The organism is Inquilinus sp. Marseille-Q2685, assembly GCF_916619195.1.
Classification (GTDB): domain Bacteria; phylum Pseudomonadota; class Alphaproteobacteria; order DSM-16000; family Inquilinaceae; genus Inquilinus.
This window is the reverse complement of sequence record NZ_CAKAKL010000005.1, coordinates 67,442-81,155: the sequence shown is the minus strand read 5'-3', so window position 1 is coordinate 81,155 and position 13,714 is coordinate 67,442. Positions and strand designations below refer to the sequence as shown.

Annotated in this window: 12 protein-coding genes; 6 read left to right on the top strand and 6 right to left on the bottom strand. The window is 66.0% G+C overall.

The window, feature by feature from the left end; translation table 11 throughout:
• Positions 1-132 precede the first annotated feature (132 nt).
• From LG391_RS22520 to LG391_RS22495, 6 genes are all read right to left on the bottom strand, one after another.
• A complete protein-coding gene (locus tag LG391_RS22520) occupies positions 133-1,203 on the bottom strand; it encodes a sulfate/molybdate ABC transporter ATP-binding protein (protein WP_225770293.1) in 1,071 nt (356 codons plus the stop codon).
• Complete coding sequence (cysW, locus tag LG391_RS22515; RefSeq protein WP_225770292.1) at positions 1,203-2,093, bottom strand: sulfate ABC transporter permease subunit CysW; 891 nt, start codon at positions 2,091-2,093, stop codon at positions 1,203-1,205. The genes LG391_RS22520 and cysW overlap by 1 nt, the downstream gene beginning before the upstream one ends.
• Positions 2,081-2,956: a sulfate ABC transporter permease subunit CysT gene (gene cysT / locus LG391_RS22510; RefSeq protein WP_225770291.1), complete on the bottom strand. Its 876-nt coding sequence runs from the start codon at positions 2,954-2,956 to the stop codon at positions 2,081-2,083. Before cysT ends, cysW begins: the two co-directional genes overlap by 13 nt.
• Positions 2,919-3,923 (bottom strand): sulfate ABC transporter substrate-binding protein, encoded by a 1,005-nt coding sequence (locus LG391_RS22505; RefSeq protein ID WP_374200763.1) that lies wholly within the window; start codon positions 3,921-3,923, stop codon positions 2,919-2,921. Before LG391_RS22505 ends, cysT begins: the two co-directional genes overlap by 38 nt.
• 1,316 nt (positions 3,924-5,239) lie before the next feature.
• On the bottom strand, positions 5,240-5,650 hold the full coding sequence (locus LG391_RS22500) for a hypothetical protein (RefSeq protein ID WP_225770290.1): 411 nt from the start codon (positions 5,648-5,650) through the stop codon (positions 5,240-5,242).
• 326 nt (positions 5,651-5,976) lie between these two features.
• Positions 5,977-6,612, bottom strand: a complete 636-nt coding sequence (locus LG391_RS22495; protein ID WP_225770289.1) for a hypothetical protein — start codon at positions 6,610-6,612, stop codon at positions 5,977-5,979.
• 251 nt (positions 6,613-6,863) lie between these two features.
• On the opposite strand from LG391_RS22495, the gene LG391_RS22490 reads away from it, so the two are divergent.
• The 6 genes from LG391_RS22490 to LG391_RS22460 all read left to right on the top strand — a co-directional run bounded on the left by LG391_RS22490 (position 6,864) and on the right by LG391_RS22460 (position 13,708).
• On the top strand, positions 6,864-7,445 hold the full coding sequence (locus LG391_RS22490; RefSeq protein WP_225770288.1) for a hypothetical protein: 582 nt from the start codon (positions 6,864-6,866) through the stop codon (positions 7,443-7,445).
• 897 nt (positions 7,446-8,342) lie between these two features.
• Complete coding sequence (glpD, locus tag LG391_RS22480; protein WP_225770287.1) at positions 8,343-9,866, top strand: glycerol-3-phosphate dehydrogenase; 1,524 nt, start codon at positions 8,343-8,345, stop codon at positions 9,864-9,866.
• Positions 9,863-10,945 (top strand): ABC transporter ATP-binding protein, encoded by a 1,083-nt coding sequence (locus LG391_RS22475; protein ID WP_225770286.1) that lies wholly within the window; start codon positions 9,863-9,865, stop codon positions 10,943-10,945. Before glpD ends, LG391_RS22475 begins: the two co-directional genes overlap by 4 nt.
• A 3-nt stretch (positions 10,946-10,948) precedes the next feature.
• Positions 10,949-12,034, top strand: a complete 1,086-nt coding sequence (locus tag LG391_RS22470; RefSeq protein ID WP_225770285.1) for an ABC transporter ATP-binding protein — start codon at positions 10,949-10,951, stop codon at positions 12,032-12,034.
• Position 12,035: 1 nt separating this feature from the next.
• Positions 12,036-12,908, top strand: coding sequence for a carbohydrate ABC transporter permease (locus LG391_RS22465; protein ID WP_225770284.1), 873 nt, complete (start codon positions 12,036-12,038; stop codon positions 12,906-12,908).
• The gene (locus tag LG391_RS22460; protein ID WP_225770283.1) at positions 12,905-13,708 is read left to right on the top strand and encodes a carbohydrate ABC transporter permease; all 804 of its coding nucleotides are present in this window, start codon (positions 12,905-12,907) and stop codon (positions 13,706-13,708) included. The genes LG391_RS22465 and LG391_RS22460 overlap by 4 nt, the downstream gene beginning before the upstream one ends.
• The last annotated feature ends 6 nt before the right edge of the window (positions 13,709-13,714 follow it).

Sequence of the window (13,714 nt, the reverse complement as noted above, 5' to 3'; positions counted from 1 at the left end):
TGCCCTAGCTCTCCCCAAGGAGAGAGAAGCGGAGCCGCGCTCTTACACCTCTCCTTGGGGAGAGGTCGAAATCGCGCAGCGATTTCGGGTGAGGGGGCGACTCGGGTCCATCCGCATCGCGGACCGTCCTTGTTACCGCTCCGACGCGAAGACGAAGGGTGCCGGCAGGCGCAGGGCCACCGGGTCGCCGACCGACAGCGCCGGCAGGTCCGGGCTGTAGCGGTCGGCCTCGATCCGGATCGGGTCGGCGGACAGCGGCGTCTCCGCCTCCACCGTCACCGTGGTGGCGCTGTGCAGCACCCGCCGGGCGGTGCCGGGCACCAGCCCGTCGCCTGAGGTCCCGGCCGGCAGCAGCCGGATGGCGCGCGGCCGGATGTCGGCGATGGCCCGGCTGCCGGCGGCCAGGCCGCGGGTGTCGGCCGGCAGGCGCAGGCCGGCGACCTCCACCGCATCCGGCCCCGCCACCGTGCAGGGCAGGCGGTTGACGTCGCCGAGGAAGCTGGAGACGAAGGCCGTGGCCGGGTTGTCGACCAGCGCCGCCGGGTCGCCCTGCTGCTCGATCCGGCCGTCGCGCAGCACCACCACCCGGTCGGCCAGTTCCAGCGCCTCCTCCTGGTCGTGGGTGACGAACAGGCTGGTCAGGCCGGTGCGGTCGTGCAGCTCGCGCAGCCACACCCGCAGCTCCTTCCGCACCTTGGCGTCGAGCGCGCCGAAGGGCTCGTCCAGCAGCAGCAATTTGGGCTCGATCGCCAGCGCCCGGGCCAGGGCGACGCGCTGGCGCTGGCCGCCCGACAGCTGGCGCGGATAGCGCCGCGACAGGCCGGGCAGCTGCACCAGCTCCAGCAGCTCCTCGACCCGGCGCGCGATCTCGGCCTTGGGCGGACGGGTGGGGCCGGGCCGCACCTGCAGGCCGAAGGCGATGTTGCCGAACACGGTCATGTGCCGGAACAGGGCGTAGTGCTGGAACACGAAGCCGATCCGCCGCTGCCGCGGCTTGACCGCGGCGATGTCGGCGCCGTCGACCAGGATGTGCCCGGCATCCGCCCGCTCCAGCCCCGCCACGATGCGCAGCAGCGTGGTCTTGCCCGAGCCGGAGGGGCCGAGCAGGGCGACGAAGGCGCGGTCCGGCACCTCCAGCTCGATCTCGTTCAGCGCATAGACCGGGCCGAAGCGCTTGGTCAGGCCTTGGATGGCGATCGGCATCAGCTCTCCGCGGGATCCGTGCGGTCCGAGCGGAACCGCCATTCGAGCAGGGTCTTCAGCACCAGCGTCACCAGCGCCAGCCCGGCCAGCAGCGAGGCCACGGCGAAGGCGCCGACGAAATTGTACTCGTTGTAGAGGATCTCGACCTGCAGCGGCATGGTGTTGGTCTGGCCGCGGATGTGGCCGGAGACGACCGAGACGGCGCCGAACTCGCCCATCGCCCGGGCGTTGCACAGCAGCACGCCGTACAAGAGCGCCCATTTGACGTTGGGCAGCGTCACCCGGAAGAAGGTCTGCCAGCCGCTGGCGCCCAGCAGCACCGCCGCTTCCTCCTCGTCGGTGCCCTGCTCCTGCATCAGCGGGATCAGCTCGCGCGCCACGAAGGGCAGGGTGACGAAGATGGTGGCGATGACTAGGCCGGTGACGGTGAAGATCACCCGGATGCCGTGCGCCTCGAGGAACGGGCCGAACCAGCCGTTGGCGCCGAACAGCAGCACGTAGATCAGGCCCGAGATCACCGGCGAGACCGAGAAGGGCAGGTCGACGAAGGTGGTCAGAAGGCTCTTGCCCGGGAACTCGAACTTGGCGATCGCCCAGGCGGTGGCCAGGCCGAACACCGTGTTCAGCGGCACGGCGATGGCGGCGACGGTCAGGGTCAGGCGGATCGCCGCCAGCGAATCGCCGCTGCCGATGCCCTCGAGATAGGCGTCGATCCCCTTGCGCAGCGCCTCGGTCAGCACCACGGCCAGCGGCAGCACCAGGAACAGGCCGAGGAAGACCACGGCGATGGCGATCAGGGCCAGGCGGATGCCGAACGGCTCCTCCCACGGCCGGTCGGCGGGCTTCAGCCGGGTGCGCGCGGCTGCCAGCGTGCGGGTCAGTCCGCCCATTTGCGGCTCCAGCGCTGCAGCAGGTTGATCACCAGGATGATGAGGAAGGCGGCCAGCAGCATCACCGCCCCGATCGTGGCGGCGCCGGCATAGTCGTACTCCTCCAGCCGGATCACGATCAGCAGCGGCGCGATCTCGGACACGCCGGGGATGTTGCCGGCGATGAAGATGACCGATCCGTATTCGCCGACCGCCCGGGCGAAGGCCAGGATGAAGCCGGTCAGGATCGCCGGCGACAAGAGCGGCAGCACCACCCGCCACACCACCTGCCAGCGCCGGGCGCCGAGGGTGGCGGCGGCCTCCTCGATCTCGCGGTCCAGGTCCTCCAGCACCGGCTCGACCGTGCGCACCACGAAGGGCAGGCCGATGAAGACCAGGGCGATGAAGATGCCGGGCGGGCCGAAGGCGGCCTTGATGCCGATCTGCATCAAGGGGCCGCCGAGCCATCCCTTGGGCGAATAGAGGGCGGCCAGCGCGATGCCCGCCACCGCCGTCGGCAGGGCGAAGGGCAGGTCGATCAGCGCGTTCATCAGCGGCCGGCCCCAGAAGCGGTAGCGCGTCACCACCCAGGCGACCAGCGTGCCGAAGACGACGTTCACCGCCGCGGCCAGCAGCGCCAGGCCGAAGCTGACCTTGAGCGCCGCCACGGTGCGCGGCGACGACACCACCCGCCAGATGCCGTCGATCCCGAGCTCCCAGGGCCGGATGACCAGCGCCGCCAGCGGCAGCAGGACCAGGAGGGCCAGATAGGTGAGGGAGAAGCCGAGGGTCAGCCCGAATCCCGGCAGCACGCCGACATGGCGCGCCGCCGGGGGCGGGGTGTCTCTAGCCCTTTCGGTAGATCTGATCGAAGGTGCCGCCATCCGAGAAGTGTGCCTGCTGGGCCTTCTGCCAGCCACCGAAGACATCATCGATGGTGAACAGGTTGACGGCCGGGAAAGTGTCCTTGTACTTCGCCGCCACCTCCGCCGACCGCGGCCGGTAGAAGTTCTTGGCGGCCAGCTCCTGCCCCTCGGGCGAGTACAGGAACTCGAGATAGGCCTGGGCCACGGCGCGGGTGCCGCGGGCGTCGACCACCTTGTCGACCACCGCGACGGTCGGCTCGGCCAGGATCGAGACCGAGGGCACGACGATGTCGAATTCGTCGGGGCCCAGCTCCTTCACCGCCAGGAACGCCTCGTTCTCCCAGGCGATCAGCACGTCGCCGATGCCGCGCTGGACGAAGGTGGTGGTCGAGCCGCGAGCGCCGGTGTCCAGCACCGGGACGTTGGCGAAGATCTTCTGCACGAAGTCCTTGGCCGTCTGGTCGTTGCCGCCGGGCTGCTTCAGGGCATAGCCCCAGGCGGCGAGGTAGTTCCAGCGCGCCCCGCCCGAGGTCTTCGGGTTCGGGGTGATCACCTGGACGCCTTCCTTGGCCAGGTCGGGCCAGTCCTTGATCCCCAGCGGGTTGCCCTTGCGCACCAGGAACACGATGGTCGAGGTGTAGGGCGCGCTGTTGTCCGGCAGCCGCTTCTGCCAGGCCTTGTCGATCAGCCCCTTGCTGGCGATGGCGTCGACGTCGTAGGCCAGCGCCAGGGTGACGACGTCGGCCTGCAGCCCGTCGATCACCGAGCGCGCCTGGGCGCCGGAGCCGCCATGCGAGGCCTCGATGGTGAGATTGTCGCCGGACTTCGCCTTCCACTGCTCGGCAAAGGCGGCGTTGACCTGCTTGTACAGCTCGCGCGTCGGGTCATAGGAGACGTTGAGCAGCTTGATGTCGGCCGCATGCGCCGTGGCCGCAGCCAGCGCGATGGCCGCCGCGGCCAGCAGCCGAGTGGTCATGAACCGCATGACTTCGACCTCCGATGTTCCTTGGGTTGGTGCATGTGGCGGCGTCGCGCACAGTAAGGCGGGGAACCGCGACGAACGCAATCTCTATTTCACATAAAATACCATGGACCATGCGGCCGTATTTTACAATCATGGATAGATATTATGATGGTGGGGCACGACACGGAAGTGGCCGGATTGTCCGGTTCGTGAGGCCGGGAACCAGGCTGCGAGCAGGGACGCGATCCGCCGCCGCGGCGTCGCCCTCTCCGATCGTTCGGGGCATCATCGCGGCCTCGAGGGCATGGCCTCCTGTTCCGTCAGCGGTCAGTGCGGCGCTGTCCGGATCAGGTCCGTTTGACGGATCGCGACCCGAATTACCGCCCTTGGCGCCCGTCGGCCCGGGCCGGCCGGAAAGGGTGATATGCGGCCATCGCGCCGGGCTCCCGCGAGCGGACATAGCCGGATTCGACCCTCGGCGGTCATGAGGCGCAGCGAGAGGCCATGACGTTTGCGTGGTCCGCAGTCGGCTCTTTGCGGATGGTCGCCAGCCCTCCGGCTTCCCCGGAACGGACATTGCCAGCGACCCATCTCTCCCCGCAACCGGACCTAGCGCACCGAAGGGTCGAACATCATCGATCCCTTCTGCGGACGTGAGTAACCGGGGAAGGTTGCCTTACGACGACTCATGGCCAGATCCGTTCGGGCAGAGCCCAGCTTGCTACGATCCTAAGTCGCGCTGCTGCCGATACCACTCGATCCACCAACTCGCAAAGTAACGTACGATTAACCCTATTAGGGCCGCGCCCAGGCCAACCGCAAGAAATATGCCGCCGTCACCGCGACCGCCCAGCAATAGCAGAGTACCATAAAAACAAAAAATCACTGCAAAAACTATCGCGGTGCATGCCCAGTAATACATTACTTTCACAATTATAAATCTATAGCTGCGGCGATATGACCAATTATCGCCTCTCCTCGACAGGTAAACGATATAGGCGGATCCGAATATCAATCCGAAAAATAATACATTTACCAAAATGTGCATCCACATGAAGTTCATCCGATGCCCGAATTGGATGGTCGTCCGAGAATATGCCTCAGAAGCTTTCCCCAGCACAAAGTGGATCCACGGGGTGCGTGTCGCGATGAGAAGTCACGCTCCCCGGATATAGAAGGAGCTTGCTAAACTGTCCCGCTGATCAAGGGACGCTGCAAAGCGGCCGTCCTGGTCGACTCCAGAAAGCGGACAGGGCTCGACTCGACCCAGAGGCGACGTTCACGATCCGCGGTCAAAATTGCAGCCGCGCGTCTTGACGCCGCCATCCCATTGAGGATCAGGTCCCTATCACTCGAGCCAGCGGTCCATCAGCACATGCTGCAGCAGACTGGCCGGGCTTATCCCCTGGAGCCAGGATTCCTCCGAGCACTTCATCAATGTAAATTCTCGCCATCGAGACGCCTTCATCTTTCTCCCAGTGGACCTTGAAGGCATCTGACGAATTTGGAATCACATAAGGCAGATTCGTTTTTGAAAGCTTTGCGGGATTCGCAAATGGCGCTCTCTCCGGATTATCCCATTCTGGCTCACTTGGTGCGGCGCCGCGGTTATACAGCCAAACGTCCCCAATGATCCCATCCGGAGAGATCAGATATCCGTAGCACACCCTTCCATCATCCTCGATGACGAGCCGAAGGCCCGACACGTCGTCGGAGAATTCGGCAAGGAATCCGGCAGGATTAGCCATTCACTCCATCCGCTTCGATAATGCCGTTTGGGTCCCCACCTCCTTCAAGTCTAATACGTCGGTGACTGTCGCTCCAAGCAGCCGCAGGTCCGCTTTCCGCCCATCTCAGCCGGCCAGGCCGAATCGAGGTCGCACAAAAAGCGGCCGTAGCGCTCGGCGCTAGAGAGCGGACATGGCCACACGCGACCCGAAGCTGACGGTTGTCATAGAGGCTGCAGCCTAATGTGTCGGTCGGCCGATTTCGCCCTCGTACGAACTTGAAGGCTCTATAAAATAGTCGTACCGGGATCAGCCAGCTAGCAATGCGGCCGCCACTTACGATACTTCTATCCCATGAAGCAGAACTTCGAAAGTGTAACATTTCCAGAAAGGATGAAGACCGAGCCAGTGGCAAAGCTTGGATGAGCAATGCCGCCAAACACCACTCGACAATCCTTGTCTGAATTGATGAACTTGGCTGCGGAATCCAAGTTTGCTAGATCGAAATATATCTTAAGTGGAGTGTCATTCGATCGACCCCGCATCAGTCGGGAGTCGGTCGCAGAGCCATAAGGAAGAGCCAAAGAAAACTCATCCTCCACAAGAGATCGCAGGCAAAACCCAAGATCATCAGTGCTGCACCGCCATGGCTTCATGACAATTGCGTAGTAGTCCAGGCGGCAGAACCCAAACGCCTCAGATATCGACACCTCGTAGGTCGGCGTCTCATATGGATTATGAACGTCAGTTTCGAGTCCTATGATTTCGGACGCCTTCCGGCACTCCTCGGCGGTCTCGCGGTAAGTCAACAGTTGGTCGATGATGGGTTCTTCGCCGCGCTTTGGGGGATGTGAAGGGTTGAACGTCTTTGTCCGACCGTCAGGCGTTGTCATTCTGATAATTGTTCCATCGGCCCGCAGCAACTCGGGAGCCAGCATGCCGAACATGGCGACGAACGCGAAGAGGATGAACCGTTTGGCCATGGGGCGCGCACTGGTGGCGTATTGTCCCAACCAATGTGCAGGCTTCTATAGCCCGATGTCCACTTTCCGCCCTTCCCGATCGGCCAAGCCAACCGGAGGGCACCCGAAAGCGACCATCGCACCGGGCTCCGGGAAAGGGACATGACCCGATTCGGCCCGAAGCGGACCTTCATGGTCAGAGGGTGCAGTGCTACTGCTCATAAGGTCGGTAGAAGTGCCGGCAGAGCACGATAATTGGACGGATCGCTACAGTGGCCGAAGACATAAGTGGCATACTAGAATCGATTATCGATCGCTTTCCTCCAGGAGGAGAGCTAGCGGAGTCCGATCGAGCCTACCTTCGAGATAAGCTGAGGCGTCGAGAAGGTCCGCTCGACGCAATCATTTACACACTCGGAAGAGCTGGAAATCCTGATGATCGTGACCTGATCAGGGAATTCGTCACCTATAGCGGCGATGTATATCTCCCTGCCAGAGCTCTACGAATGTTATGTTTTTGGATCGATAGTTGGCAGCCTTACGCGAACCATATCATCCAGGGGATCAAAGGAGAGCCTTGGGATGCAGGAGGCTCACACAAACTCGCGTGCATCAGAATAGCCTCTGACATTCTGATCGATCAGTATGAGCAACGGCTGGTAGATTTGATCATTCAGGAATTTCACAGGACAACGGATATTGCTACAAAGCAATCTTGCTTTGAGGCGCTGCGAAATGCAGACGGGCGTTCTCAGAAAGAGGCGCTCTTGGAAACCATGAGAGACAGGAATATTTTTGATCTGTCCTTGTTGCAGCGGCTCGCCGTGGGCAATCATCATCGATCAACCGACTAGTCGAAGTTCGGTTCTCTGACCACGCTCATATCTTGGGCGGTGTCCGCTTTCCGCCCATCTCGGACGATCTGACCGGACGGATCGGGCTCAAAGCCGTCGCGGGGTGGTTTACCTCTGACATTCGCGCGCTGGCCGCCGGAACGGGATCGATGACGACCCGATCCTTCCCTGTGTCGTGTCCGCTTTCGGGCAAGATTGGATCGCCGGAATGTCCGCTCTGGGGAAGCCGGCAGGGCCGGCGATGGTCCGCACCGAGCCGACAGCAGACCCCTGCCGGGACGGTGCAGCATGATGAGAGCGTTGGCACCCGTCCGCCCAACGGCCGTTTGACGGCCAGCCGGCAATTTGTCCGCCAATCCACCTTGACGATGGCTTTCCGGACAAGTGGTTTGCCGGACGAGTTTTCGGACAAGGGCCGGCGCGAGATAGCGGCAATCGGCTAAGCTGGGGTTTCAGCGGCCGACCAGGATCCGGCACCGCAGTCGACGCTTTGCCAAGGCCGGTTATGCCCGAGTGTTCCAGGACGAGGCGTCCGGCGGCAAAGCTGACCGGCCGGGTCCGATGGCTGCCCTCACCTTCGTGCGCGAGGGCGACATTCCGGTGGTGTGAAAGCTGGGCCGCCTCGTCGTTCCCTGCCGCACCTGATCGAGACCGTGAACGCATTGGAGACTCGGGGTGTCGGCTTCCGCTCCTTGACGGAGGCGAGAGCGGACAATCTGATCGCTTTCGTGTCGTGGTCCCATGCTCGCCTGCCTTCGCTTTCGCACATGCGAAGGACGCCGCGGGGTCGGATCCTGCGCATTTGCCGCGAATTCCGATTGCATCGGAACGGCGGCGCAGGCAGATTTTCGTTTGCGAAGATCGAAAGCGGCGCGGCCGCAAACAGAGGCGGGAAACGTGGCTGAGGTGCTGTACGACCTCCTGGTCATCGGCGGCGGCGTCAACGGCGTCGGCATCGCGCGCGATGCGGCGGGGCGCGGCCTGTCCGTCCTGCTCTGCGAAAAGGCCGACCTGGCCGGGGCCACCTCCTCGGCCTCGACCAAGCTGATCCATGGCGGCCTGCGCTATCTCGAATATTACGAGTTCCGCCTGGTCCGCGAAGCGCTGATGGAGCGCGAGGTGCTGCTGCGCGCGGCGCCGCACATCATCTGGCCGCTGCGGTTCGTGCTGCCGCACGACCGGTCGATGCGGCCGGCCTGGATGGTGCGGCTCGGCCTGTTCCTCTACGACCATCTCGGCGGCCGCAAGAAGCTGCCGGCCAGCCACGGGCTGAAGCTGCGCGGCGGCGCCATCGGCCGGGTCCTGCGGCCGCATCTGACGCGCGGTTTCGAATATTCCGACTGCTGGGTCGACGACGCCCGCATGGTGGCGCTGGCGGCGCTGGACGCGAAGGAGCGCGGCGCCGAGATCCTGACCCGCACCGAATGCGTCGCGGCGACGCGCGAGGCCGGCCGCTGGACCGCGACGCTGCGCGCCGCCGACGGCCGCGAGCGGCGGGTCTTGGCGCGCGGCCTGGTCAATGCCGGCGGCCCCTGGGTCAAGCATGTGCTGAACGACACGGTGGGCCTGCCGGGCGCCTCCAGCGTGCGGCTGGTCAAGGGCAGCCACATCGTGGTGCCGCGGCTCTATGACGGGCCCGAGGCCTTCATCCTGCAGAACGCCGACCGGCGCATCGTCTTCGTCATCCCCTATGAGGGGAAGTTCTCGCTGATCGGCACCACCGACCTCGACTACCAGGGCGACCCGGCCGGCGTCGGCATCACGCCGGAGGAGACGGCCTATCTGTGCGAGGCGGTCGGCCGCTGCTTCTCCGCCGGCCCGACCCCGGACGACGTGGTCTGGAGCTATGCCGGCGTGCGGCCGCTCTATGACGACGGCTCGTCCAGCGCGTCGGAGGCCACGCGCGACTACGTGCTGGAGCTGGACGCGCCCGAGGGCGAGGCGCCGGCCCTGTCGGTGTTCGGCGGCAAGATCACCACCTTCCGCCGCCTGTCCGAGCATGCGCTGGAGAAGCTGGCGCCGGTGATGGGCATCGCCGGCAAGCCCTGGACCGCGACGGCGGCGCTGCCCGGCGGCGACATCCCGGACGCCGATTTCGACGGCTTCCTGGCCAGGCTGCGCGCCGCCCGGCCCTGGCTGCCGGAGCCGCTGGCCCGCCGCCTGGCCCGCGCCTACGGCACCCGCGTCGACCGGCTGCTGGGGGAGGCCCGGAGCCTGGAGGACCTCGGCCGCGACTTCGGCGCCGGGCTGACCGAGGCCGAGCTCGACTACCTGGTCGACCAGGAATGGGCACGCACCGCCGAGGACGTGCTGTGGCGCCGGTCGAAGCTGGGGCTGCACATCCCGGCCGAGGCGCATGGCGCGATCGCCGACTGGCTCAGGGCCCGCAACTCCCGTCCCGAGGAAAGGGCCGCGTCGTGACGCTCGTTCTCGAAAGCGTGACCCGGGAGGTCGGGGCGGAGACCCACATCCATCCGCTCGACCTGACGCTCGAGCCCGGCACGCTGACCGTGCTGCTGGGCCGCACCCAGGCCGGCAAGACCACGCTGATGCGGCTGATGGCGGGGCTGGAGCGGCCGAGCCGCGGCCGCGTCCTGGCCGACGGCCGCGACGTCACCGGCATCTCGGTGCGGAACCGCGACGTCGCCATGGTCTACCAGCAGTTCATCAACTATCCGTCGAAGACGGTCTACGACAACATCGCCTCGCCGCTGCGCCTCAAGGGCCTCGGCCGGGCCGAGATCGACCGCAAGGTGCGCGAGACCGCGGCGATGCTGCGGATCGACCGGTTCCTGGAACGGCTGCCCGGCGAGCTGTCGGGCGGCCAGCAGCAGCGCACCGCGATCGCCCGCGCCCTGGTCAAGGACGCCGGGCTGCTGCTGCTGGACGAACCGCTGGTCAATCTCGACTACAAGCTGCGCGAGGAGCTGCGGGCCGAGCTGTCGGAGATCTTCCGCCGCGGCAAGGCGATCGTGGTCTATGCCACCACCGAGCCGGCCGAGGCGCTGATCCTGGGCGGCCGCACCGCGGTGCTGGACGAGGGCCGGCTGCTGCAGGAAGGGCCGACGGTCGAGGTGTTCCAGCACCCGGCCTCGACCCGGGTGGCCGAGGCGTTCAGCGACCCGCCGATGAATCTCGGCCCTGCCGAGGTGGCGGACGGGGCCCTGCGCCTGTTCGACGGCGTCGCCGTGCCGCTGGCCGGGCACCTGGCCGGGCTGGCGGCGGGGCCCTGCACCGTCGGGGTGCGGCCGGGCCACATCCGCCTCGGCGCCGGCGGTCCGGGCGAGGCCTCGGTGACCACCCGGGTCGAGCTGGCCGAGATCAGCGGCTCCGAGACCTATGTCCATTTCCATTTCGGCGACCGGCCCTGGGTGGCGCAGCAGCCCGGGGTGCACAAGCACCCGCTGGGCGAGCCGCTGACGGTCGCGATCGATCCCGCCCGGATCTACGTCTTCGACCCGGCCGGGCGGCTCGCCGCCGCGCCGGCCCGGACCAGGTGAAGCATGGCCCGCATCGAGCTCAAGTCCCTGGCCCACAGCTACCGCCCGAATCCGGCGGATCCGGCGGACTACGCGCTGCGGCCGATGGACATGGTCTGGCAGAGCGGCCGGGCCTACGCCCTGCTGGGGCCGTCCGGCTGCGGCAAGACCACGCTGCTCAACATCATCTCCGGCCTGGTGACGCCGAGCCAGGGCCAGGTGCTGTTCGACGGCCGCGACGTCACCCAGGCCTCGCCGGAGCAGCGCAACATCGCCCAGGTGTTCCAGTTCCCGGTGGTCTACGACACCATGACGGTGGCGGAGAACCTGGCCTTCCCGCTGCGCAACCGCAGGCTGCCGAAGCCGGAGATCGAGGCCCGAGTCGCCGAGGTGGCGGCGATGCTGGAGCTGACGCCTGTCCTGAAGCGCCGGGCCCGCGGCCTGGACGCCGACCAGAAGCAGAAGATCTCGCTCGGGCGGGGCCTGGTGCGCAAGGACGTCGCCGCGATCCTGTTCGACGAGCCGCTGACCGTCATCGACCCGCACCTCAAATGGCAGCTGCGGCGCAAGCTGAAGCAGGTGCACGAGCAGGTGCGGACCAGCCTGATCTACGTCACCCACGACCAGCTCGAGGCGCTGACCTTCGCCGACGAGGTGATCGTGATGTATGACGGCCAGGTGGTGCAGCTCGGCACCCCGCAGGACCTGTTCGAGCGGCCGGCCCACACCTTCGTCGGCTACTTCATCGGCAGCCCGGGCATCAACCTGCTGCCCTGCATCGTCGACGAGGGCGATGCGGTGATCGACGGCGCCCGCATCCCGCTGTCGGAGTCGGCGCGGCAGGGGGCGGCGGCGTTCCTGGCCGGCGGCGCCGGCACGCTCGAGCTCGGCATCCGGCCGGAGTTCCTGGAGATCGCCGACAGCGGCATCCCGGCGGCGGTGACCGGGGTCGAGGATCTCGGCACCCATCTGATCGTCACGCTGCGGCTCGGCGCCGCGACGGTGAAGGCCAAGCTGGCCGAGGGCCGCGGCGTCCCGGCCGGCACCGCGCATCTGCGCTTCCCGCCGCAGCGCACCCTTCTTTACGCCGACGGCAAGCTGGTGGGTTGAGATGGAAAAGACCCCAAACAACGCCGCCTGGTTCCTGGTCGTCCCGGTCGTGCTGCTGGTCGCGTTCAGCGCCATCATCCCGCTGATGACGGTCGTGAACTACTCGGTGCAGGACATCTTCGGCCCCGGCCAGGGCGTCTTCGTCGGCACCGAATGGTTCGAGCAGGTGCTGCAGGACGACCGGCTGCAGGCGGCGCTCGGCCGGCAGCTGATCTTCAGCTTCTGCGTGCTGGCGATCGAGATCCCGCTCGGGGTGCTGGTGGCGCTGTGCATGCCCGCGCGGGGCTGGGCCGTGTCCGTCACGCTCGTGGTGCTGGCGCTGCCGCTGCTGATCCCCTGGAACGTGGTCGGCACGATCTGGCAGATCTTCGCCCGGCCGGACATCGGCCTGGCCGGCGTTCTGATCAACCGCCTGGGCCTCGACTACAACTACACCGCCGACACCTTCGACGCCTGGATCACCGTGCTGGTGATGGACATCTGGCACTGGACATCGCTGGTGGCGCTGCTCGGCTATGCGGGCTTGCGCTCGATCCCGGATGCCTTCTACCAGGCGGCGCGGATCGACGGCGCCTCGCGCTGGGCGGTGTTCCGCTACATCCAGCTGCCGAAGATGTCGGGCGTGCTGCTGATCGCGGTGCTGCTGCGTTTCATGGACAGCTTCATGATCTACACCGAGCCCTTCGTCCTGACCGGTGGCGGGCCCGGCAACGCCACGACCTTCCTGAGCCAGGAGCTGACCCGCATGGCGGTCGGCCAGTTCGACCTCGGGCCCGCGGCGGCGTTCTCGATCATCTACTTCCTGATCATCCTGCTGTTCTCCTGGCTGTTCTACACGGTCATCACCAACATCGGGAAAGCCGACGCGTCATGAACCGCCGCACCCGCGCCGTCATCCTGATCCTGTACATGCTGTTCCTGCTGCTGCCGATCTACTGGCTGGTCAGCATGTCGCTGAAGGAGAACCGCGAGATCCTGTCCGGGTTCACACTGTTCCCGCAGACCCTGACCTTCGCCAACTACGCCACCATCTTCACCGACCGGTCCTGGTATTCGGGCTACATCCATTCGATCACCTATGTGCTGATGAACATGGTGATCTCGGTGCTGGTGGCGCTGCCGGCGGCCTATGCCTTCAGCCGGTACCGCTTCGTCGGCGACCGGCACATGTTCTTCTGGCTGCTGTCGAACCGGATGTCGCCGCCGGCGGTGTTCCTGCTGCCCTTCTTCCAGCTCTATTCCGCCTTCGGGCTGATCGACACGCCCTACGCCGTGGCCCTCGCGCATTGCCTGTTCAACGTGCCGCTGGCGGTGTGGATCCTGGAGGGCTTCATGTCCGGCGTGCCGAAGGAGATCGACGAGACCGCCTATATCGACGGCTACTCCTTCCCGCGCTTCTTCCTGACCATCTTCGTGCCGCTGATCCGCGGCGGCATCGGCGTCACCGCCTTCTTCTGCTTCATGTTCTCCTGGGTCGAGTTGCTGCTGGCCCGGACCCTGACCTCGGTCGAGGCCAAGCCGATCGCCGCCACCATGACCCGCACGGTCAGCGCCGCCGGCATGGACTGGTCGCTGCTGGCCGCCGCCGGCGTGCTGACCATCGTGCCCGGCGCGATCGTGATCTGGTTCGTCCGCAACTACATCGCCAAGGGCTTCGCCCTGGGCCGGGTGTGAGGAGGC